Origin of the sequence: Pantoea sp. GABEPS69 (genome assembly GCF_045780835.1) — a bacterium.
GTDB lineage: Bacteria > Pseudomonadota > Gammaproteobacteria > Enterobacterales > Enterobacteriaceae > Pantoea > Pantoea septica.
The window spans coordinates 2,548,344-2,568,267 of the sequence record NZ_CP118618.1 but is presented as its reverse complement, the minus strand read 5'-3'; the positions used below and the strand labels follow the sequence as shown (position 1 = coordinate 2,568,267).

Genomic DNA, 19,924 nt, shown 5'->3' with positions numbered 1-19,924 from the left:
CTGGCGCCGCCGCTCTGCCACGGAGTCATCGATGGATTCTGTTTCGCAACTGCTGCTGGGCGCGTCGGTCAGCGTCGCGGCGATGGGTCGCCGGACGCCGCTCTGGCAGGCGGCGGCGGTGGGCGCCGTCTGCGGCACGCTGCCCGATCTCGATGTGTTTATCGATCACGGCGACGCCATCCGCAATATGACGCTGCACCGCACCGAGAGCCATGCGCTGCTGTGGCTGACGCTGGCCTCGCCGCTGCTCGCCTGGCTTATCGCGGGCCTGTTCCGGCGCGGCGTAAGCTGGCAGCAGTGGTGGCTGGCCATCTGGCTGGCGCTGATTACCCATCCGCTGCTGGATCTGATGACGGTGTACGGCACGCAGCTTGGCCTGCCGCTCACCGATCACCCCTTCGCCGTCGGCAGCATCTATATCGTCGATCCGCTCTATACGCTGCCGCTGCTGATCTGCCTCGCGGTAGCGCTGCGGCGCGGCGGCGCCAGCGGTCTGCGCTGGAATCGCGCCGGATTAACCCTGAGCACGCTCTATCTCGCCTGGAGTATGGCGATTCAGGGCGTGGCAGGCTGGCAGATCGGGCAATCGCTGGCGCAGCAGAAGGTGTCCGACGAGAAGGTGCTGGTGACGCCAACCGCGTTTAATACGCTGGTGTGGCGAGCGGTGATTATCGACGGCGATCGCTATGGCGAAGCCTGGTGGTCGCTGCTGTCGCCGACGCGGCCGCTGCAGATCCGCTGGCAGCCGCGACACACGGCGCTGTTCGCGCCGCTGCAGGGCAGCTGGTATGCGGAGCGCGTTGCCTGGTTCAGCCACGGCTTCTATGCGCTGCGCGAGCAGGATGGGCAGACCCTTATTGCCGATTTACGCATGGGGGAAGAGGGAAATTATACCTTTACCTTCGGCCTGGGCACGCCGCAGTCGCCCGCCGCGCATCCTGAGCGGCTGCCTTCCGCGCGCCCTTCGCTGGGGCAGAGTTTTAAAAAAATTGGGGAGCGCTTGTAAAAGCCACAATGACGCACCCCATCCCTGAGGTGCGGGTCAACGCGTTGCGTTGTTCAAAGCCCTCTTTATCGCGGTTTGACGCCCAGGATAAAAGCGCTTAACGGGCGGCGCGACGGCGCAGCAGCCAGCCCATGGTCAGCATGACAAACCACAGCGGGGTGACCATCAGCGCCTGACGGGTATCCTCCTGCAGCGTCAGCAGCACCAGCACGAAGGCGAAGAACGCTATCACCACCCAGCACATGAACTTGCCCAGCGGCATCTTAAAGCCCGACGCCGCATGGCGCTCCGGATACTTCTTGCGGTAGGCCAGATAGCTGCACAGGATAATGGTCCAGACGAACATAAACAGGATCGCCGACACCGTGGTCACCATAGTGAACACCGTCATCACGTCCGGGATCAGATAAATCAGCGCGACGCCGACAAGCAGACAGAGGCAGGAGAAAAAGAGTCCGGCAGTCGGCACCGCACGCGCGGAGAGTCGACCAAAGGCGCGGTGCGCCACACCCTGCTGCGACAGGCCGTAAAGCATACGGCTGGTGGAAAAGATGCCGCTGTTGGCAGAAGAGGCCGCCGAGGTCAGCACCACAAAGTTCACGATGCTGGCCGCCGCCGGCAGGCCGATCAGCACGAACATTTCAACAAAGGGGCTGCGATCCGCCAGCACCTGCGTCCAGGGCGTTACCGCCATGATCACCATCAGCGCCAGCACGTAGAACATAATCACGCGCAGCGGAATGGCGTTAATGGCGCGCGGCAACACCTTATGGGGATCGTGTGTTTCCGCCGCTGCCGTGCCGACCAGCTCAATGCCGACAAAGGCGAAGACCGCAATCTGGAAACCGGCGAAAAAGCCGCTCAGCCCTTTCGGGAACAGGCCGCCGTGATCCCAGATATTGCTCAGCGACGCGGTGCCGCCGCCTGGTGACGGATAGTGCAGAGTCACCAGCACGATGCCGGTGATAATCAGCGCCACGATGGCGACGATCTTAATGATGGCAAACCAGAACTCCATCTCGCCGAACATTTTCACCGTGGCGATATTCAGCGCAAGGAAGACGAAGACGCACAGCAGCGCGCTCATCCACACGGAAAAGCCGGGGAACCAGAGCTGGAAATAGGCGGATATCGCCACCACGTCGGCGATGCCGGTCACCACCCAGCAGAACCAGTAGGTCCAGCCGGTAAAGTAGCCTGCCCAGGGGCCGAGCAGGTCGGCAGCGAAGTCGCTGAAGGATTTGTATTCCAGATTAGAGAGCAGCAGCTCGCCCATCGCGCGCATGACAAAAAAGAGCATAAAGCCGATGATCATATAAACGAAAATGATCGACGGACCCGCCAGACTGATGGTTTTGCCGGAGCCCATAAACAGTCCGGTACCGATGGCACCGCCGATGGCGATAAGCTGAATATGACGGTTATGCAGATTACGCCGCAGCTTGTCAGGATTCTCCTGTTCAGCAACGGCTGCTTTTATTTGATCAACCATAAAATCGTTATTCCTGTCTGGATGTTGTGTCAGCTCTGCTGGCTGTTTGCGATCGCTTGCCTGGAGGCAAGTGGGCATAAGATAGAGGAATAAGGCAAAAGCTCGCTATTTTTTTTGTCCAAATGCGACCTTTACGTCTTATTAACATGTCAGAAAATCTTTACGCGGCACAAACTTGCGGCACAACGCGGCTGTTTTAAGCGAAAAGCGTCGTTTCCGGCGCTAAACCGGCGCGTAGCTTCTACACTTTTGTTCTCTAAATCAAGCTGCTGCAAGAGAGAGAATGCGCACGATTATTTTGCTGCTGGTGCTAATAGCCGTTGGCTGGTGGAGCCTGCCGTGGCTAAAACAGCATCTGCCGCCCCAGTTCAACCCCTTCACGCCGCTGGCGGTCACCGATCCGCCCGGCTGGATGACGCGCTACAAACTCAAGCGGCTGGCTGGCGATCCCGCTGCCTGCCTCGACGTGATGCGCCGCGCGCAGCAGGCGGGCCTGGTGACGTTTAGCGCGCGTCCCGCCGTCACGGGCGCCTGCCCGCTGCCTGACCCGCTGCGCATCCAGCGTTTCGGCAGGGTCAGCCTGAGCAGCAGCTTTCTTGCCAGCTGTCCGATGGCCGTCGCCAGCACCATGTTTGTTCTGCGCAGCCAGCAGCGTCTGGCACAGGTACAGCCTGGCGCGTCGCTGGCGCGCATCAACCATGTCGGCAGTTATGCCTGCCGCAATATCTATCACCGCACGGAAGGGCGCTTAAGCGAGCATGCCACCGCAGACGCCTGGGACGTCACCGGCTTTCAGCTGGCCGATGGGCAACGCATAGAGGTAGGGAAAAACTGGACGCAGCCGGAGAACAAGTCGGCTCTGCTGCATCAGCTCTGGCAGGAGGGGTGTAATAACTTCGGCAATGCGCTTGGGCCGGATTATAACGCCGCGCATGCTGGCCATTTTCATTTCGGCATGCGCGGAACCGGATATTGTCGATGAATTAAACCGCCGGGTTCAGGCCGCGTTTAATCAGGAAATGATTGGCGGGCCAGGAAAATATAAATCCGGTCAGCGTCGCGAGCTGCAGCATAAACCAGAAAGCCGCCATCAGCGGATTAATTTGCTGATGAAGCACAAACTTTAGGGCCAGGCTCATAAAGAGGAAAATACCTGCCTGATAAACCAGCAGCGGGAAAGTTTCGGTGCGAAAGGCGACCAGCAACGCGCGCCAGATAGAAAATGCTTCGCGCTGTCTGATCGCCATAAATTGTAAAAAAAGACCGCTAATCAGAGAAATAGCCAGGCAGATAATTGCCTGCATCCAGAGCGGCGTAGCAAAATGGTAGTGGTTTAGCAGAGTGATAATCGGAATTGTAATCAGTTCGCTAAAAATGCAGGCTGCCGCCGAGAGAGAAGTGGTAATAAATATGGTTTGCCAGCCGGCGTAATGATGAATTTTTTGCGGAGCCAGTAGCGCAAGTTTAAGCTGACGCGACGGTTTTCGACCAAGATACCACCAGGCCAGCCAGCCAAAGAACGGCATGTAGAGTCCGGTCAGCGGCCAGATAATGTTCATTATCCCGACAGGATGTGGATGGCGAAAAATATCCTTTAGGATCATCAGAGCGGTACAGGCTCCTAATACCAGGAAGGGTAATGCCAGCTGATTCAACATAGTGTTTCCCACCTGCAAAGGTAAAAGCGCATCCGTAAAAACGGCTGAGGGCTGCCAGAGGCCTGCACGCCGCGCGTAATGGGGAGGTAAGAGGTCCATGGTTAAGCGTAGCCCAATCGCAACACAAGGAAATGATCTATGCTTAAGCGAGACGGCAAAAAAAAGCACACATTTCCACTCCTGTCGGCCGTTTCGCTTTAGAATACCTTAACTCTATGTTTACAAATAAATTACGCATCTAAACTAATTTAACTTAATAGCTATGCTGAATGATGGCCAATGTATGAGGGATTTATTGTTGTGTTGCAGATTGAATCTGTTTAAGAAAAATCTTATTCTGTTTTTCGGCGGCTATACTGCTGAGAATGGGCTTCTCTTTCGAGAAACACAGGAAACATGCTTTAAGTAAAACACGCACAATCGGACGTACGTGGTTTTTACTGGCTTGCTGTTTTTTCTCAATAAAACTTTTTTCTCTTATAAATTTATTTTTTTAAAAATGTACAACCTCAATAACCAGACGCGTCAGCGTGAGGATAACGCCGAGGCAATATGACTAACGAAAATTATTTCGTCTGGCGCCGAGAGACGGAAAAAGAATTTCAGGCTCTCACTTCAACTGAAGAATTGAAGATGCTCATTCAGACACAGGCGGTGTCATTAGGGTTCGACAGCTATTCCTTTTTGATTCAGCATCCTGTGCCTTTTACCCGTCCGCGCCTTTTTTTGCATCACACTTATCCAAAAGCCTGGATGAAACGCTATGAGGAAAAAAACTATTACGCCGTCGATCCGGTGTTATTGCTTTGCCAGCAGCCGGGACGAGGGCTGGAGTGGACGGACGAGATCTTCGCTGAGGCCGGCGATTTGTGGAAAGAGGCGCAGGAGTATGGGCTAAACAGCGGATTTTCCTGCTCCGCGATGGCGTCAAATCGCGCCATTGGTATATTATCTATAGCATCTCGCCTGGCAAGCAAGACGCAGCATTTGCACACCGAGCTGGAAGTGAAACTGCACTTTCTGGCGGAGCTGAGTTTGCGCGCGCTCCAGCGTTTTTCCGATGATGCGCTAATGGTGCTAAAAAATGATTTCAGTCAGCGCGAGCTGGAGATTTTGAAATGGACCGCTGAGGGCAAAACCTCGGCTGAAATTTCGCTTATTTTAGCTATTTCGCAGCATACGGTGAATTTTCACCAAAAGAATATGCAAAAGCGATTTAATGTTTCCAATAAAACCCAAATTGCCTGTTATGCGGCGGCAATTGGTCTGATATAGAAAAAGGCAACTACTAAATTTAGTAGTTACGTTGCCGGAAGCAGTTGTCTACCCTGCGCCGGGACTTTGCCAGGCGGGCGTAGCGTAAATCAGTGCAAACATGAGGATGTCAGGGGCGCATGATGAAGATAATTCAAACCCAGTTAAAGGATATGCCGTCCTCTCTGCTGGCCGAGTTAGGCAGCTACCGTTATAGCGTATTTGCGCGTGGAGAAGGTTGGTCTATTCCGCCGCGTCTCAGCACGCCGGGTCAGGAGTATGACCGTTTTGATCGTTCGGATGTCACCTGGCTGCTGGCATGGAGCGCGCGCGACGGCATTAGCGGCTGCGCGCGGCTGATGCCGTGGCATGAGCCCGCCCAGAGCGAAGGGCTGGTTGTGCCGTTTAGTCATGAAAAAGTATGGGAGATGTCGCGCTTCTCGGCGAAGCTGGAAGTGGACGCGGAGCTGCCGTTCAACCTGTTATGGCACGCTGTACAGCTCGCCGAACTCAACGGCATGGAGTATTTGATTAGCTCGGCGACGCCGATGCTGGAGAAGATGTTTGAGGATCACCAGGTCGCCTATGAGCCGCTCACGCCGGGCTTGATTCAGTCGGAAGACAATCTGTTCGCCATTCGTATTCCAGTGGCGCAGCCGGCGCTGGCGGAAAAGTATCGCGGCACGCGGCGCTTCAGCCCGGAAGAGGTATTGCCGTCGCTGGGCGTCTCCGTTAACTGGCAGTCGCACACCTGACAGCGCGCCCCCGCGTCAGGCGGGGGCGAACGCATCACTGACGATACGCGGTTTTAATCTGTTTAATGGTATTGCTAAACACTTCCGCCTGCGGCTTGTCACCCAGAGTCTGCACGTAGCGTTCCATATTTATAATCACTTTGCCGGCATCCGCCTGGCCCATTCCTTTCAGAATCAGCGTCACCATCATTTTCAGACAGGCGACTTCGTCGGCCAGCTTTAGCGTGTCGTGCGAGGTAACAAATTCTTCGTCGCTCATCGTGTTCTCCTTGGGGGTTAATCGAACGTGCCGGCATGTTCCGCACAGCCGTGCATCAGTATATCACAGCGCGCCATTTACCTGCGCAAGCGAAGCGTCAGGGCGGCCGAGTCATCGACAGGATATTATTTAAAGCAGCAGGTGAATAATTTTCACAGCATGCCTGCGCTGCATTTAAGTCCAGAGCGAGATTTTGCCTGGTGCATAATTTAACCTTTTGAAATTTAATGAAAATTAAAAAAATAAAATGATCATATTTTATGCGCCCACATATTAATTTAGCTGACTGGAAAGCCTTGATGTAAATCATTGAATACGGCCAAACATTCGGGCAATTGATGTTCATTATGGCGAAAAGCAGGTATCATGCGCGGATTCATAACCCGAATTATTCCTCATTTTAGCTTGCGGAGTGCTCCCCGTTGATCAGTGTTCTTCTTGTGGATGACCATGAACTGGTACGCGCCGGTATTCGCCGCATACTGGAAGATATGAAAGGTCTTGTGGTCGCGGGAGAGGCCTGTTGCGGCGAGGACGCGGTGAAATGGTGCCGAACTCATCAGGTCGACGTGATCCTGATGGATATGAATATGCCCGGCATTGGCGGGCTGGAAGCGACGCGCAAAATTGTGCGCTTCAATCCCGATATCAAAATTATTATGCTGACCATCCACACCGAAAACCCGCTGCCCGCTAAGGTGATGCAGGCGGGCGCGGCGGGTTATCTCAGCAAAGGCGCCGCGCCGCAGGAAGTGGTGAATGCTATCCGCTCCGTGCACGCCGGCCAGCGCTACATTGCGTCAGATATCGCCCAACAGATGGCGCTGAGCCAGATCGAGCCGCAAAAAGCGGAATCGCCCTTCAGCTGTTTGTCGGAAAGGGAATTGCAGATTATGCTGATGATCACCAAAGGGCAAAAGGTGACGGAAATTTCCGAGCAGCTCAATCTCAGTCCTAAAACCGTTAACAGCTACCGTTATCGCATGTTCAGCAAGCTGAACATCAGCGGCGACGTAGAGTTAACGCATCTGGCCATTCGACATGGCCTGTTCAATGCGGAGCCGTTAATCAGTAGTGAGTGAAGTTTTCAACGCCAAAGCCTTTCTCAGCACGGTGACCAGCCAGCCGGGCGTGTACCGCATGTACGACGCCTCGGACACCGTGATCTATGTAGGAAAAGCCAAAGATCTTAAGAAGCGCCTCAGCAGCTACTTTCGCAGCCACGTCGGCAGTCGAAAGACCGAGGTGCTGGTCAGCAACATCCATCATATAGACGTCACCGTTACGCACACTGAAACGGAAGCGCTGCTGCTCGAGCATAACTACATCAAGCTCTATCAGCCGCGCTACAACGTGCTGATGCGCGACGATAAATCCTATCCGTTTATCTTTCTCAGCAGCGATACGCATCCGCGCCTGGCCTACCATCGCGGGGCGAAACACGCCAAAGGCGAATATTTCGGCCCGTTCCCGAACGGTTATGCGGTGCGTGAAACCCTGGCGCTGATGCAAAAAGTCTTTCCGATTCGCCAGTGTGAAAACAGCGTCTACCGCAATCGCTCCCGACCCTGCCTGCAGTATCAGATTGGACGCTGCCTCGGTCCGTGCGTCGCCGGTCTGGTGAGCGAAGAGGAGTATGCGCAGCAGACGGAGTACGTGCGGCTGTTTCTCGCCGGTAAAGATGACCAGGTGCTGAACATGCTGGTGAAGCGCATGGAAGAGGCGAGCATCGGGCTGCGCTTCGAAGAGGCGGCGCGTCTGCGCGACCAGATTCAGGCGGTGCGCCGCATCACGGAAAAGCAGTTCGTCTCTAATCAGGGCGACGATCTGGACGTGGTGGGCGTGGCCTACGACGCCGGCATGGCCTGCCTGCACGTGCTCTTTATTCGTCAGGGCAAGGTGCTGGGCAGCCGCAGCTACTTCCCGAAAGTCCCGGCCGATACCGAGCTGGCGGAGGTGGTGCAGACCTTCGTCGGCCAGTTTTACCTGCAGGGCAGCGAAGCGCGCACCCTGCCGGGCGATATCCTGCTGGACTTCGATCTGCCTGAACGCGAACTGCTAGCCGCGTCGCTGAGCGAGCTGGCGGGGCGACGCGTGGCCATTCAGAGCAAACCGCGCGGCGACCGCGCGCGTTATCTCAAGCTGGCGCGCACCAACGCCGCGACGGCGCTCACCACGCGGCTCTCGCAGCACTCCACTATCCAGCAGCGGCTGGCGGCGCTGGCGCAGTTTCTCGAGCTGGACAAAATCAACCGCATGGAGTGTTTCGACATCAGCCACACCATGGGCGAACAGACCATCGCCTCCTGCGTAGTGTTCGACGCCAACGGACCGCTGCGTAGCGACTACCGCCGCTACAACATCGAAGGCATTACGCCAGGCGATGATTATGCGGCGATGAATCAGGTGCTGCGCCGCCGCTACGGCAAAGCGCTGGAAGAGGACAAAATACCCGACGTCATCCTGATCGACGGCGGCAAGGGACAGCTGTCGCAGGCGAAGCAGGTATTTGCCGAACTGGACGTGGAATGGGATAAGTCGCGACCGATTTTACTGGGCGTAGCGAAAGGCAGCGATCGTAAAGCGGGCCTTGAAACGCTCTTCTTTGAAGCGGAAGGCGAGGGCGTTTCGCTGCCGCCGGACTCCGCAGCGCTGCATGTTATCCAGCATATTCGTGACGACGCTCACAATCATGCAATTTCGGGCCACCGTAAAAAACGGGCGAAAGTAAAGAACACCAGCGCGCTGGAGAGCATCGAAGGCATCGGCCCAAAACGACGCCAGCAGCTGCTTAAGTACATGGGCGGCCTGCAACCCTTGATGAACGCCACGGTTGAAGAGATCGCCAATGTGCCCGGCATTTCGTTCGCGCTGGCGGAAAAAATATACCATTCGCTAAAACACTAGCATTGAAACAGGTGAGGCAATGTAGGAACATAGGGGAAATTCTACCCATTCCAGACAGTTACCGGCATATGCAATTTAACATTCCGACGTGTCTCACCCTGTTTCGAGTCGTCCTGATTCCTTTCTTCGTGCTGGCTTTCTATCTGCCGTTCTACTGGGCGCCGTTCGCCACCGCGCTGATCTTCGTGGTCGCTGCGGTTACCGACTGGTTCGACGGATTTCTCGCCCGTCGCTGGAAGCAAACCACGCGCTTCGGCGCCTTCCTCGATCCGGTGGCCGATAAGGTGATGGTGGCGATTGCGCTGGTCCTGGTGGCGGAATACTTTCACTCGTGGTGGATTACTCTGCCGGCCGCGACCATGATCGCGCGCGAAATTATTATTTCTGCGCTGCGCGAGTGGATGGCGGAGATCGGCAAGCGCAGCAGCGTCGCCGTCTCCTGGATCGGCAAGGTGAAAACCACGGCGCAGATGCTCTCGCTGGTGGCGCTGCTGTGGCGTCCCGACACTACGGTTATCGCCGTGGGCGTGGTGGCGCTTTATATCGCCGCCGTGCTGACATTCTGGTCTATGTTTCAGTATTTAAGCGCTGCGCGCGGCGATTTGCTCGATAGCTGATCGAAGCGACTTAAAAAGCAGCAAACGGACGCACTGTGAAGATAATTCTGTTGACTCAGTGCGTCAGGTCAGTAGAATGCATCGCATCGAACGGCGGCAAGGCTGCCAGAAGATAAGCAAAATCAGCAAGTTCCATTAGATTGCTGAACAATGCGGGAATAGCTCAGTTGGTAGAGCACGACCTTGCCAAGGTCGGGGTCGCGAGTTCGAGTCTCGTTTCCCGCTCCAGATTTGCAGGTCAGGATCCCCTGACGGCACAGCGGATAAAGGCGCGTTGGCAGAGTGGCCATGCAGCGGATTGCAAATCCGTCCACCTCGGTTCGACTCCGGGACGCGCCTCCACTTTACACCCTGCCCGGGTGGTGAAATCGGTAGACACAAGGGATTTAAAATCCCTCGGCTTATGGTCGTGCGGGTTCAAGTCCCGCCCCGGGCACCATCTCTATCGATTAAAAAAACCAAATTAAAACAAAGCAGTAGTAAGCAATGTCGTGACCGCCTTCAGGGCGGTTTTTTTGTGTCTGAATTGTCCCGCCAGCTAATCAATATAAGCGTTCCTGTAATTCGCGTTACTTTACTTCCTCACTAACAGGGGAGGTTATGATGGAAACGAAGTACGCTAAAGATGCTGTTCATGTGTGTCGTTTGATGTTTGGGCAGGCCGTGCTTGAGCTGCTGGCCGATCGACAACCGGTGACCAACCGCGCGCTCAAAGAAAAGATTAAGGTAATACTGCCCGACGCAAAACCCGATCTTGTCTACGAAACCGCGATGGCGTTACTTGATCACTCTCTGCATTGAGTGCGAAATCCTTTAACTCAGACCTGACATCGCTTACAGCGAGCGGCAACCTTTCAGACAGAAAGGAAAGTTAAAATGAAAAAACCCGGCGTTAACCGGGTTTTTCATTACGACTGCGGCTGTCCAACTGGACCTGAGCCCAGCGTGCCGCCCGGCGACGACTGGCCGCTTGGCGCATGAGGGCGGCCATCCGATTTAATCGCGTCGCTGCGGTGCATACAGCCCGCCAGCGCCAGCACCGCCAGCGTAATGCAGATCCCTTTTTTCACGTTATTCATCGTTGCCACCTTATTCTCCGGTATTGAAAAAGAAAGCATAAAAATGCAATGAAATTAAAGCGTAGCAGGCCAGCGCCAGCGCACCAGCTCTACACGCGTAAATTAATTCATGCCGGTAAAATTTGACCCGCCTCTCATCTGATGCAGCCTGGAGTGCAAAACGCCGCGCGATGCGATACTTTCACGCCTCGACAACGCGGCACGGGCCGCGCTGACAAAGAAGGAAACGAGATGCAGGGCGTCGTGAAATTTATCAAAGGCTGTCTACTGTTTTCCCTGCTTTGGGGCCTGTTTATGTGGTTCTGCTTCTGGCAAAAAGAGGGGATGGAAACAGGAATGGCGATTTTACAAAGCCTCTACGCAGGCGTCATCTATCAGGCGATGACGACGCTCATCGCGCGCTTCAAGGCGCGGCGGCAGGCCAAACCGCTTTAATGGCGATGCGGCTTCTGCCGCATCGCATCATCAGCCGTAAATTACTCGAATTTACCGGTCAGGCGGCGATGAAAATCGCTGCTGCGGGTATCCAGACCGACAATTGTCACCTGCGCGCCGTGGCGCTGATAGCGGTATTCAATGCCGTCGAGCGCGGCCACCGACGAGGCGTCCCAGATTTGCGCATCGGTCAGATCGATCGTCACCTGTTTCGGGTCATGACCGTAATCGAAGTGCTCAAACAGATCGTTGCTGCTGGCGAAAAAGAGCGGGCCGCGCACGCGATAGCGCACCGACTGACCGTCGGCGCTGACTTCGCGCTCGGCGTGGATCACGTGGGCGATACGGCGCGCAAACAGCATCATGGCGGCGATCACGCCCGCCAGCACCCCCAGCGCCAGGTTGCCGGTCCAGACCGTGACGCCAATCGTCAGCGCCATCACCAGCGTCTCCGACCAGGGCATGCGCCTGAGCGTTGTGGGCTGCAGGCTGTGCCAGTTCACCGTCTTCACCGCGACCACCATCATAATGCCCGCCAGCACGACCATCGGAATTTGCGCCATGATCGCGCTCAGGCCGGTTACCAGCAGCAGCAGCACCAGCCCGGCGACCAGCGTCGAAACGCGCGTGCGCGCCTTGCCCAGCTCGACGTTGACGATGGTCTGGCCGATCATCGCGCAGCCGGCGATGCCGCCGTAAAAGGCGGCGAAAATGTTAGCGACACCTAATCCCCAGGACTCGCGACGCTTGCTGGAGAGCGTATCGGTCAGATCGTCCACCAGCTTGGCGGTGAGCAGCGACTCCATCAGGCCGACAAAGGCGATGCTGAGCGCTGTCGGCCAGACGATTTGTAACGTTTGCAGGCTTAACGGCACCTGGAGCGCATTGAGACCGGGCAAGCCGGCGCTCATCGGGCCTTCATCGCCCACGTTGGGCACGCGCCAGCCCATCAGCAGCGCGACGGCGGTGACCACCACGATAGCGACCAGCGGCGAGGGCACGCTTTTCAGCAGGCGCGGCAGCAGCAGCACGATCGCCAGCGTCACGGCAAACAGCAGCCACACCAGCGAGCTCTGTCCCCAGACGTGCGGCACCTGCGCGAAGAAGATCAGGACGCCGAGCGCATTGACGAAGCCGAGCATCACCGAGCGTGGGATATAGCGCATCATGCGCGCCAGACCGGCCACGCCGAACAGGATCTGAATCACGCCGCCCAGCACCACGGCGGGCAAAATATAGGCCACGCCGTGCGCATGCACCATCGGGCCGATCACCAGTGCCACCGAGCCGGCGGCGGCGGTCACCATCGCCGGACGCCCGCCCAGTATCGAGAGCGTCAGGCAGAGCACCACCGACGCCACCAGGCTGACCTTGGGGTCGACACCGGCGATCACGGAAAAGGAGATCACTTCTGGGATTAAGGCCAGCGCGGTGATCACGCCTGCCAGACACTCGCGGGTGAGCAGGGCGGGGGAACGTAGCACGCGGCCCATGCTCAGGTCGTTGTCCAAGGATGGAACAACGTCATTAGGTTGACTCATAAACTTGCAGGCTCTTTTTGATTATTCGCTCTCGCGACAGAAGCGGAGAACGCAGCAGAAATTAAGCTGGAGAGAGTACTGTCTGAAAGGAAAATTTGCCAGCGCTGGCGGAACGGGCAGGATAACTCCATCCCTGGAGTCAGGATTACACCGTTAAATCGTCGGGGGTTTTATGCACTACCAGCTCCAGCAGCTGACGATAGATGTCAAGCGTCGCCGGATCTGACTCCAGCTCCAGCCGGTGGATCAGTTTAGCGATAATCGCTTTATTGGTGACAGGATTGCCCGTCTGGAGAATCTCCGCGATAGCTAAACCCAGCATTTCCATCTCGCTAGCGGCGTTGTTAGCCGCTGCGTTGAAGCGATCACCCATCTCTTTATCGGTTTGCGAAACAGCGTTTTGCATGTGTCAGCCCTAAAATAGCCCTGGCGTCTATTCGAATACCAGATCAATTAACGATGAAAATCCCCTTACATGGACAGATGTAAAGGGTGCCAGCTCATCAAAAAAAGGACCTCTGAAGGTGGAAATCCACTGACACCTTCAGAGGCGACGCAAACGCATCATTCGTTACGGAATCGTTATCCGATTCATGGGACGTAAAGTTATACAATGAAGGTGTACAGACACAAGAGTAATATTAGTCAATTTGTGCTATTTGTTAATTATCAAATGCATAAATGTATACGAAGTGAGGCAAAGCTGTACAGGTTGTTTGTACAATGGCACACTTGTACAGCTATGTGGTTAAACGTGCAACGTTTCTGGCCGCTGTTTAGCTAAAAAGCTTTAACTTCGAGGTCAGTTTTCGCACCTGTTGTTTCTCGCCGACCAGTGCCAGGCCCAGCAGGCGCCACTCGCTGGCCGGGATTTCGCGCATCGCCGCGCTAAAGGCCGCGTAGTCGGTGGTGGTCTGACCCTGCTCAGGAAAGAGCACCAGATCGCACGCCAGCTCGGCACAGCGGGCGCGCAGTGCGTCCATCTCGGCATGGGTGGCCGCCAGCACCGGAATGCCGACCGGAATAAGGCCGGGATAGCTGCAGGCGTCGGCATCCTGTAACGCCTCGCCGACCAGCGCGGGATGGCGCTGGCCGAGCGTCAGCGCGATGACCGCCGCGGCGTTGGCGGCTTTACCAGGGGCGAGATCGTTTTGCAAAATCATGACGCAACGAGGGTCTTGCATAACACTTCTCCAGACAGAAAAAGGGCATTGTGGCCCGGTCTTCAGCCGGCGTCTGGAAGATTTGTGCAGGCCTGCTGATAGCGCGCCGGGGTCAGATGGCAGGCGCGCTTAAACCAGCGGCCCAGGTGGCTTTGATCGGCGAAGCCTAATGCCGCAGCGACGTCGGCGGCAGGAAGGCCCGCCGCCAGCTGTCGGCGGGCCTGGGATAAGCGCCACTGCACCAGCCAGGCGTGCGGCGGTAAGCCCCACTGCGCCTGAAACAGGCGCGAAAGGCGAAAGCGATCCACCTGCAGCGCCTCGGCCATCGCCTGTAATCCCGGATTAAGCGCATGATGAGCGATAAGCCAGTCGCGCGCCTGCTGGGCCAGCCGGCGATCGTTATCCGCCGCGCGCGGCTCGCTGCGCCATAGCGGATGCTGACTCAGCTGCAGAAACAGGCGGTCGAGCGTAGCCTCTTTGATCAATGCCGGATGGTCGTGCCACAGCGCGTCGAAACAGTGCCAGACGGACCAGGCGAGCGCCTGATCCTCGCGCAGCGTGGCGGCGAAGCGGAGTTCGCCGCCGTAGTCAGCGGTGCAGAGCGGCGTCAGCTGCTGCGCGATCTGCTGCGGCGAGAGATAGAGCATACGATAGGTAAAGCCCTGCGCATCTACCGCGTCGCCGTCGTGCAGCTCTTCCGGCTCCAGCATAAATACCGTGCCGGGGCGGCTACGGTGCTGTTTACGGCGCGAGTGAAACTGCTGCACGCCTTGCTCCGTCACGCCGATCAGATAGCTGTCGTGCCAGTGAGGATCGTAGGCGTGGCCGGTGAAATGCGCGCGGATGGTCTCGATGCCGTGCAAGGCGTCGCGGCGCAGATCTATCCAGTTGCTGTTGCGATCGGGCATAGTAGCTCCAGTTTTATCCCGTCTGGGTAGTAATATGACCTTAAAACCCGACGACATACGCGTCATTATTTAACGCCTTGTGCTATTTTCATTAGCAATTTGCTCGGCGTATAATAACGCACTCATTTAGTTAGAACTCTAATAATCAGGTCGCTACGCTTTGACTCTGCACTATAAAACCTTTACCCATCTTCTCTACCAGACCGCGCACGCATGGCGGCTGGCCGTCGATCGTCACCTTAAACACAGCGGCCTGAGCATGAGCAGCTGGATGGCGATCGGCCTTATCGCCAGCGAAACGCGGCCGCTGACCCAGACGGAACTGGCGCAGATGCTTGGCCTGGAGGACGCCAGTATGGTGCCGCTTATCGACCGTCTGGTGAAACAGGAGCTGCTGACGCGCGTGCAGCCGCCGGAAGATCGCCGCAAGCGCCATCTGGTGCTGACGGAAAAAGGCAATCAGGCTTTCGCCTTAGTGAAAAACGAGGCGGACGCGCTGCGCGCCGATCTGCTCGGCGATATCGATCCGCAGGCGCTGGCGACCACGGAGCAGGTGCTGCAACAGCTGCTGACGCGTATGGGAAATATGTAGCGGTGGCACGACGCAATCCCTATGCGCAGCGCGAATGGTTGCCGCATGAAAAACCCATGCTGCCGGGCTCGCCCTCGACCCCGATTCATTCGCCGCCGAAACGGATTGCCTTTGGCCTGATAGGCCTGCTTATCTCGCTTACCGGCGCGCTTAGCAACGCGCTGGTTACCGCTAACCTGACCAACCTCCAGGGCACCTTCGGCGCCTACTCTAACGAAATCGCCTGGCTGCCCGCCGTCTACGTGATGGGCAATATTTCCATCAACCTGCTGCTGGTGAAGTTTCGCCAGCAGTTCGGCTTGCGCGTGTTCACCGAAGCCTTTCTGGTGCTCTACGTGCTGGTGGCCTTTTTCCATCTCTTCGCTAACGATCTCAGCTCGGCGATCATTGTGCGCACCGCCCACGGCATGGCGGGCGCGGCGCTCAGCTCGCTGGGGATCTACTATCAGGTGCAGGCGTGGCCGGCAAAGCACCGGCTGAAGGCGCTGGTGATCGGCCTGACCGTCTCGCAGTTCGCCATTCCGATGGCGCGGCTTTTTTCGTCCGAGCTGTTGCAGCTGGAAGAGTGGCGCGGGCTCTATCTGTTTGAGCTGGGTCTGGCGATGATCGCGCTGGGCTGCGTGCTGGTGGTGAAGCTGCCGCCGGGCGATCGCATCAAGGCTTTTGAAAAGCTCGATTTCGTCACCTTTATGCTGCTGGCGCCGGGCATGGCGCTGCTCTGCGGCGTGCTGTCGCTGGGGCGCATCGAATGGTGGTTCACCACGCCCTGGCTCGGCGTCTGCCTGGCGTTCGCGCTGGTGCTGATCGTCGCGGCGATCGTCATTGAGCACAACCGGAAAAATCCGCTCATCAATACGCGCTGGCTCAGCAGCGGCAACATGGTGCGTCTCGGCATCGTGATGATTATGATACGCATCGTGCTGGCGGAGCAGAACACCGGCGCGGTGGGCTTTTTGCAGCAGCTGGGGCTGCTCAACGATCAGATGCGCGGCCTGTCGCTGGCGATTATCGGCGGCATGACGCTCGGCATCGCCACCAGCGCGCTGACCATCCGGCCCGCGCACCTTAACTGGCCGATCGTCACCTCGCTGGCGGTGATGATCGTCGCCTCGCTGATGGATGCCCAAGCCAGCCCGGTGACGCGCGCCAACAATATGTATCTCAGCCAGTTCCTGCTCGGCTTCAGCAGCACCTTTTTTATGGCGCCCGCAATGCTGATCGGCATCGGCAGCGTGGTAACGCAGCCGAAAAATCTGGTGAGCTTCGTGGTGCTGTTCGGCATGAGCCAGAACCTGGGCGGTCTGATCGGCTCCGCGATCCTCGGCACTTTTCAGGTCTGGCGCGAGAAGTACCACTCCAGCCTGATCGGCGATCAGCTCTCGCTGCTCGATCCCAACGTTACAGAGCGCCTCAGCCAGTATGGCGCGCTGTTCAACAGCCAGCTGGCCGATCCTGCGCTGCTGAGCGCGCAAAGCACCAGCCAGCTGCAGGTGGTGGCGACGCTGCAGGCGAACGTGCTGGCCTATAACGATACCTATTTACTGACGGCGGCGCTGGCGCTCATCACCCTGATGTGGGCGCTGTGGCGTCTCTCCCGTCAGCGATATCTCAACTGGCGACAGGCGCGCTTTAATCTGATGGAGCAGCGTCTGGCGGCAGCGTCACAAGAATCTATGGAGTCACGATGAGTCAGCAGGATGAACTTCAGGCGGCGGAGCGCGAGCGCGCCAATCGCCGGCGTATTCTTTCCATTGCGGCGGGAAGCGGCATCGCCATTCTTGGCGTGCTGATTATTTTATACGCCTGGCAGCTCTGGCCCTTCACCAGCGCTATACAGAGCACCGAGAACGCCTACGTGCGCGGCCAGGTGACCTTTATCAGCCCGCAGGTCAATGGCTATCTCACCTCGGTGGAGGTCGTGGATCTTCAGCCGGTGCAAAAAGGGCAACTGCTGATGACCATCGACGATCGTATCTATCGTCAGCGCGTGCATCAGGCGGAGGCGCAGCTGGCGATGAAGCAGGCGGCGCTCAGCAACAACCTGCAGCAGCGCCGCAGCGCGGAAGCCACCATCGCCAGCAATAAGGCCGCGCTGGAGAACGCCAGAGCGCAGGCGCTGAAGGGGGGCTTCGATCTGAAGCGCGTCGAAAATCTGGCCGCCGACGGCTCGCTCTCGGTGCGTGAACGCGATGCGGCGCGCGCCGCCAACGCGCAGGCGCAGGCGGCGGTGCGTCAGGCGGAGGCGCAGGTGGCGGTCGCGCAGCAGAATCTGCAAACCGTGATCGTCAATCGCGCGTCGCTGGAAGGCGACGTCGCCAGCGCCCAGGCGGCGCTGGAGCTGGCGCAGATCGATCTTGCCAATACCCGCATCGTTGCGCCGGACGCCGGGCAGCTCGGCCAGCTTTCGGTGCGCAAAGGCGCCTACGTCACGGCGGGCACGCGGCTGACCTCGGTGGTGCCGGACCATAAATGGATTATCGCCAATATGAAAGAGACGCAGCTGGCGGATATTCGGCCGGGCCTGCCGGCGACCTTCCGGGTCGACGCGCTCAACGGCAAACGCTTTAACGGCCATGTGGAATTTATCTCGCCGGCGGCGGGCTCCGAGTTCAGCGCGATTTCGCCGGATAACGCCACCGGCAACTTCGTCAAAATCGCCCAGCGCATTCCGGTGCGAATCGCCATTGACGAGGAGGATATGCGCGAGCTGCGCCCCGGCATGTCGGTGGAGGTCAGCATCGATACCGCCGCACAACCGCGCGATAAGGCGGTGAAGTAATGAGGCGGCTGTTATGCGCCGGTCTGGCGGCGCTCATGCTGGCCGGCTGCGCCACCGAGGTAGAGAAAGCGCCCGCGTCGCTGCCGATCCCGCCGCAGTGGCGTAATCAGGTTGGACCCGCCGCCGCGCCGGAAGCGGAGTGGTGGCGCGCCTTCGGCGACGACAATCTCAACCGGCTGGTGACGCAGGCGCTGCGCAATAACCTTGATATTCTCACGGCGCGTTCGCGCGTCGAACAATACCGCGCCGAGCTGCGCGCGGCGCAGGGCGACAACTTCCCGACGCTGAGCGCGGGCGTCGGCGCGACGCATCAGCGCGCGCTCTCTGCCGCTACCGGCCAGCCTTACGAGAGCGCCGTTTATCAGGGGCTGCTGCAGGCGAGCTACGATGTCGACCTGTGGGGAGCGCGCAGCAGCAGCATCGCGGCCAGCGAAGCGTCGCTGGAGGCGCAGCGCGCGGCGGCGTCGGCGGCGGAGCTGACCGTCGCCAGCTCGGTAGCGTCGGGCTATCTGAGCCTAGTGGCGCTGGACGAGCAGCTGCGCGTCACCGAGGCGACGCTTGAGACGCGCGGCAATTCGCTGCAGCTGGCGCAGCGCCAGTTCGAAACCGGTTACAGTTCGCGGCTGGAGTGGATGCAGGCGGCGTCCGAATTCCAGACGGCGAAGGCGCAGGTGCCGCAGCTCAGGCATCAGATCGCCCAGCAGGAGAACGCCCTGAGCATTCTGGTGGGGATGAACCCGCGCGAGATCGCGCGTCGGCCGCAGTTCAACCAGATTATGCCGCAGCAAATGCCGCAGCTGTTGCCGTCGCAACTGCTTAACCGGCGGCCCGATATCGTCCAGGCGCAGCGCCTGCTGCTGGCGGCGGACGCCACGCTCGCCTCGTCGCAGGCGAAGCTGCTGCCCTCGCTCAACCTGACCGCGAGCGGCACCCTGCAAAGCAGCGAGCTGCATCAGCTGATCGACAATCCGTTCCGCCTCTGGAGCATTGGCGGCAGCGTGCTGGCGCCGCTGCTGAACCGCGAAGCGCTGACGGCGCAGGTAGATGTGTCGATGGCGGCGCGTAACCAGGCGCTTTACGGCTATGAGAAAGTGGTGCGCAACGCCTTCTCCGAGGTGAACGACGCGATGGACGCCATACTGCAAGGGCAGGCGCAGCTGGCGGAGCTGCAGAAACAGGAAGAGTATGTCTCGGAGGCGCTGCGCATCGCTCGCAATCGCTATCAAAACGGTTATGCCTCCTATCTTGACGAGCTGGACGCGCAGCGCACGCTGTTCTCTACCCAGCTCAATCTGGTCTCGGTAAAAAACAACCTGCTGCTGGCGCAAATCGCCCTGTACCGCGCGCTGGGCGGCGGCTGGCAGGCGCCTTAAATCATTTTCGCGCGGCGGAGCAGGCCGCCGCGTTTTCAGCCTGCTGCTTTCCATAAAATACTTTAAGAATCAATAACTTAGGTGCCTCTTGTCTTTCACCTGTCAA

Annotated in this window: 21 protein-coding genes and 3 tRNA genes; 16 read left to right on the top strand and 8 right to left on the bottom strand. The window is 58.0% G+C overall.

The genetic code is table 11. The features are described from left to right. Positions 1-31: 31 nt before the first annotated feature. On the top strand, positions 32-1,006 hold the full coding sequence (locus PVE98_RS12640; protein WP_033751110.1) for a metal-dependent hydrolase: 975 nt from the start codon (positions 32-34) through the stop codon (positions 1,004-1,006). Positions 1,007-1,103: 97 nt separating this feature from the next. Here PVE98_RS12640 and cycA read toward each other — a convergent pair whose 3' ends face one another. Continuing rightward, positions 1,104-2,498 carry a D-serine/D-alanine/glycine transporter gene (gene cycA / locus PVE98_RS12635; protein WP_033751107.1) on the bottom strand — a complete coding sequence of 465 codons (1,395 nt, stop codon included), beginning with the start codon at positions 2,496-2,498 and terminating at the stop codon, positions 1,104-1,106. Between the two features lie 283 nt (positions 2,499-2,781). On the opposite strand from cycA, the gene PVE98_RS12630 reads away from it, so the two are divergent. Continuing rightward, a complete protein-coding gene (locus tag PVE98_RS12630) occupies positions 2,782-3,480 on the top strand; it encodes an extensin family protein (protein WP_096072918.1) in 699 nt (232 codons plus the stop codon). A 1-nt stretch (position 3,481) separates the two neighbouring features. Here PVE98_RS12630 and PVE98_RS12625 read toward each other — a convergent pair whose 3' ends face one another. Further along, a complete protein-coding gene (locus PVE98_RS12625; protein ID WP_096072919.1) occupies positions 3,482-4,156 on the bottom strand; it encodes a DUF4396 domain-containing protein in 675 nt (224 codons plus the stop codon). 552 nt (positions 4,157-4,708) lie between these two features. Between PVE98_RS12625 and sdiA the strand changes: the two genes are divergently transcribed. Then, the gene (sdiA, locus tag PVE98_RS12620; RefSeq protein ID WP_033751098.1) at positions 4,709-5,431 is read left to right on the top strand and encodes a transcriptional regulator SdiA; all 723 of its coding nucleotides are present in this window, start codon (positions 4,709-4,711) and stop codon (positions 5,429-5,431) included. 122 nt (positions 5,432-5,553) lie between these two features. After that, the gene (locus PVE98_RS12615) at positions 5,554-6,165 is read left to right on the top strand and encodes an acyl-homoserine-lactone synthase (protein WP_033751919.1); all 612 of its coding nucleotides are present in this window, start codon (positions 5,554-5,556) and stop codon (positions 6,163-6,165) included. Positions 6,166-6,199: 34 nt separating this feature from the next. Here PVE98_RS12615 and PVE98_RS12610 read toward each other — a convergent pair whose 3' ends face one another. Then, complete coding sequence (locus PVE98_RS12610; protein ID WP_033751095.1) at positions 6,200-6,424, bottom strand: DUF2594 family protein; 225 nt, start codon at positions 6,422-6,424, stop codon at positions 6,200-6,202. Positions 6,425-6,846: 422 nt separating this feature from the next. Between PVE98_RS12610 and uvrY the strand changes: the two genes are divergently transcribed. The 7 genes from uvrY (at position 6,847) to PVE98_RS12575 (ending at position 10,749) form a co-directional block, all read left to right on the top strand. Beyond that, positions 6,847-7,506, top strand: coding sequence for a UvrY/SirA/GacA family response regulator transcription factor (gene uvrY, locus PVE98_RS12605; protein ID WP_033751092.1), 660 nt, complete (start codon positions 6,847-6,849; stop codon positions 7,504-7,506). Further along, the gene (uvrC, locus tag PVE98_RS12600) at positions 7,499-9,331 is read left to right on the top strand and encodes an excinuclease ABC subunit UvrC (protein ID WP_033751089.1); all 1,833 of its coding nucleotides are present in this window, start codon (positions 7,499-7,501) and stop codon (positions 9,329-9,331) included. Before uvrY ends, uvrC begins: the two co-directional genes overlap by 8 nt. 68 nt (positions 9,332-9,399) lie before the next feature. After that, positions 9,400-9,948 (top strand): CDP-diacylglycerol--glycerol-3-phosphate 3-phosphatidyltransferase, encoded by a 549-nt coding sequence (pgsA, locus tag PVE98_RS12595; protein WP_033751087.1) that lies wholly within the window; start codon positions 9,400-9,402, stop codon positions 9,946-9,948. A 152-nt stretch (positions 9,949-10,100) separates the two neighbouring features. Next, positions 10,101-10,176, top strand: a tRNA-Gly gene (locus PVE98_RS12590). A gap of 40 nt (positions 10,177-10,216) precedes the next feature. Beyond that, a tRNA-Cys gene (locus PVE98_RS12585) sits at positions 10,217-10,290 on the top strand. Positions 10,291-10,301: 11 nt separating this feature from the next. Beyond that, positions 10,302-10,387: transfer RNA gene (locus PVE98_RS12580), tRNA-Leu, on the top strand. Positions 10,388-10,548: 161 nt separating this feature from the next. Continuing rightward, positions 10,549-10,749 carry a hypothetical protein gene (locus PVE98_RS12575; protein ID WP_227741477.1) on the top strand — a complete coding sequence of 67 codons (201 nt, stop codon included), beginning with the start codon at positions 10,549-10,551 and terminating at the stop codon, positions 10,747-10,749. 107 nt (positions 10,750-10,856) lie between these two features. Here PVE98_RS12575 and PVE98_RS12570 read toward each other — a convergent pair whose 3' ends face one another. Beyond that, on the bottom strand, positions 10,857-11,027 hold the full coding sequence (locus tag PVE98_RS12570) for a hypothetical protein (RefSeq protein WP_033751084.1): 171 nt from the start codon (positions 11,025-11,027) through the stop codon (positions 10,857-10,859). 153 nt (positions 11,028-11,180) lie between these two features. On the opposite strand from PVE98_RS12570, the gene PVE98_RS12565 reads away from it, so the two are divergent. Then, a complete protein-coding gene (locus tag PVE98_RS12565) occupies positions 11,181-11,462 on the top strand; it encodes a DUF6404 family protein (RefSeq protein ID WP_227741478.1) in 282 nt (93 codons plus the stop codon). Positions 11,463-11,503: 41 nt separating this feature from the next. Here PVE98_RS12565 and PVE98_RS12560 read toward each other — a convergent pair whose 3' ends face one another. The 4 genes from PVE98_RS12560 to PVE98_RS12545 all read right to left on the bottom strand — a co-directional run bounded on the left by PVE98_RS12560 (position 11,504) and on the right by PVE98_RS12545 (position 15,074). After that, on the bottom strand, positions 11,504-13,003 hold the full coding sequence (locus PVE98_RS12560; RefSeq protein ID WP_096072920.1) for a SulP family inorganic anion transporter: 1,500 nt from the start codon (positions 13,001-13,003) through the stop codon (positions 11,504-11,506). Between the two features lie 145 nt (positions 13,004-13,148). Further along, on the bottom strand, positions 13,149-13,409 hold the full coding sequence (locus tag PVE98_RS12555; RefSeq protein WP_033751075.1) for a biofilm/acid-resistance regulator YmgB/AriR: 261 nt from the start codon (positions 13,407-13,409) through the stop codon (positions 13,149-13,151). Positions 13,410-13,779: 370 nt separating this feature from the next. Further along, entirely contained in the window at positions 13,780-14,187 is a 408-nt protein-coding gene (locus PVE98_RS12550) for a DUF2000 domain-containing protein (protein WP_084885883.1), read from the bottom strand. Between the two features lie 41 nt (positions 14,188-14,228). After that, positions 14,229-15,074 carry an AraC family transcriptional regulator gene (locus PVE98_RS12545; protein ID WP_096072921.1) on the bottom strand — a complete coding sequence of 282 codons (846 nt, stop codon included), beginning with the start codon at positions 15,072-15,074 and terminating at the stop codon, positions 14,229-14,231. A 160-nt stretch (positions 15,075-15,234) separates the two neighbouring features. On the opposite strand from PVE98_RS12545, the gene PVE98_RS12540 reads away from it, so the two are divergent. The 4 genes from PVE98_RS12540 to PVE98_RS12525 are packed head-to-tail and all read left to right on the top strand — an operon-like array spanning position 15,235 to position 19,818. Beyond that, the gene (locus tag PVE98_RS12540; protein WP_048786582.1) at positions 15,235-15,666 is read left to right on the top strand and encodes a MarR family winged helix-turn-helix transcriptional regulator; all 432 of its coding nucleotides are present in this window, start codon (positions 15,235-15,237) and stop codon (positions 15,664-15,666) included. A 2-nt stretch (positions 15,667-15,668) separates the two neighbouring features. Next, positions 15,669-17,354, top strand: coding sequence for an MFS transporter (locus PVE98_RS12535; protein ID WP_096072922.1), 1,686 nt, complete (start codon positions 15,669-15,671; stop codon positions 17,352-17,354). Then, positions 17,351-18,445: an HlyD family secretion protein gene (locus tag PVE98_RS12530; protein WP_033751062.1), complete on the top strand. Its 1,095-nt coding sequence runs from the start codon at positions 17,351-17,353 to the stop codon at positions 18,443-18,445. Before PVE98_RS12535 ends, PVE98_RS12530 begins: the two co-directional genes overlap by 4 nt. Continuing rightward, complete coding sequence (locus PVE98_RS12525; RefSeq protein WP_096072923.1) at positions 18,445-19,818, top strand: efflux transporter outer membrane subunit; 1,374 nt, start codon at positions 18,445-18,447, stop codon at positions 19,816-19,818. The genes PVE98_RS12530 and PVE98_RS12525 overlap by 1 nt, the downstream gene beginning before the upstream one ends. Positions 19,819-19,924 lie beyond the last annotated feature (106 nt).

Coding starts and splice junctions, on each gene's coding strand:
- PVE98_RS12550 (WP_084885883.1), bottom strand. CDS start 14,187: ATGCAAGACCCTCGTTGCGTCATGATTTTGCAAAACGATCTCGCCCCT.
- PVE98_RS12575 (WP_227741477.1), top strand. CDS start 10,549: ATGATGGAAACGAAGTACGCTAAAGATGCTGTTCATGTGTGTCGTTTG.
- PVE98_RS12615 (WP_033751919.1), top strand. CDS start 5,554: ATGAAGATAATTCAAACCCAGTTAAAGGATATGCCGTCCTCTCTGCTG.
- PVE98_RS12640 (WP_033751110.1), top strand. CDS start 32: ATGGATTCTGTTTCGCAACTGCTGCTGGGCGCGTCGGTCAGCGTCGCG.
- PVE98_RS12625 (WP_096072919.1), bottom strand. CDS start 4,156: ATGTTGAATCAGCTGGCATTACCCTTCCTGGTATTAGGAGCCTGTACC.
- PVE98_RS12570 (WP_033751084.1), bottom strand. CDS start 11,027: ATGAATAACGTGAAAAAAGGGATCTGCATTACGCTGGCGGTGCTGGCG.
- sdiA (WP_033751098.1), top strand. CDS start 4,709: ATGACTAACGAAAATTATTTCGTCTGGCGCCGAGAGACGGAAAAAGAA.
- PVE98_RS12610 (WP_033751095.1), bottom strand. CDS start 6,424: ATGAGCGACGAAGAATTTGTTACCTCGCACGACACGCTAAAGCTGGCC.
- PVE98_RS12560 (WP_096072920.1), bottom strand. CDS start 13,003: ATGAGTCAACCTAATGACGTTGTTCCATCCTTGGACAACGACCTGAGC.
- PVE98_RS12555 (WP_033751075.1), bottom strand. CDS start 13,409: ATGCAAAACGCTGTTTCGCAAACCGATAAAGAGATGGGTGATCGCTTC.
- PVE98_RS12530 (WP_033751062.1), top strand. CDS start 17,351: ATGAGTCAGCAGGATGAACTTCAGGCGGCGGAGCGCGAGCGCGCCAAT.
- PVE98_RS12630 (WP_096072918.1), top strand. CDS start 2,782: ATGCGCACGATTATTTTGCTGCTGGTGCTAATAGCCGTTGGCTGGTGG.
- cycA (WP_033751107.1), bottom strand. CDS start 2,498: ATGGTTGATCAAATAAAAGCAGCCGTTGCTGAACAGGAGAATCCTGAC.
- PVE98_RS12545 (WP_096072921.1), bottom strand. CDS start 15,074: ATGCCCGATCGCAACAGCAACTGGATAGATCTGCGCCGCGACGCCTTG.
- pgsA (WP_033751087.1), top strand. CDS start 9,400: ATGCAATTTAACATTCCGACGTGTCTCACCCTGTTTCGAGTCGTCCTG.
- PVE98_RS12525 (WP_096072923.1), top strand. CDS start 18,445: ATGAGGCGGCTGTTATGCGCCGGTCTGGCGGCGCTCATGCTGGCCGGC.